Genomic DNA, 540 nt, shown 5'->3' with positions numbered 1-540 from the left:
CGCCTCTCGCGGCGGATATTCCGGCAGGATCGGGCACAACCGCCGCCACCGCGTCGGCGATCATGGTCAAGGGGAGCGACGGATACCGCGCCCACACCACGTCGCGTGCGGCGATGGCAGCGCCTTCGGCGCCGCGCCCCCAATGCAAGGCTGGTGTAGCGCCCGCATCGTTGCTCAATGCTTGATTTGCCAAGTTTTGCGGCCTTGGGGAGGAGCGCGACGCCGGGCTGGCGGCGCAGGCGATGACGCCCCGCCGCTGTCCTCAGTGAAAGGGATGACGGTGCGCATTCCAGCAGGCGGTTGCCTGCCCGATAGCCTCGGTGACCCGGTCCGAGCCCGGGCCTACAAGTTTTCAGCCCCGCCGCGCCCCGCTCGGCGTAGCGCTGGCAGATGTTGAACACTCCGGCCGGGCTCAGGCCGACCTGCGCCGCAATCGCCTCATAGGTCATGCCGCCCTGGCGACAGGCCGATCACCTGTCGCCGGCGTTCCTCTTGTGCCGCTGCCAGCAGCCGACGCATGTCCACATGCTTCATCCTGGC

1 protein-coding gene is annotated in these 540 nt (G+C 68.7%); it reads right to left on the bottom strand.

The features are described from left to right. Positions 1-449: hypothetical protein (locus tag H7965_RS30660; RefSeq protein WP_390624663.1), on the bottom strand; the 449-nt coding region annotated here is incomplete at its 3' end. Between the last annotated feature and the right edge of the window lie 91 nt (positions 450-540).

It is taken from the genome of Siccirubricoccus deserti (genome assembly GCF_014283215.1).
GTDB classification, from domain to species: Bacteria; Pseudomonadota; Alphaproteobacteria; order Acetobacterales; family Acetobacteraceae; genus Siccirubricoccus; species Siccirubricoccus deserti.
Note: the sequence above shows the minus strand (reverse complement) of the source record. Positions and strands in the feature narration are given on the sequence as shown.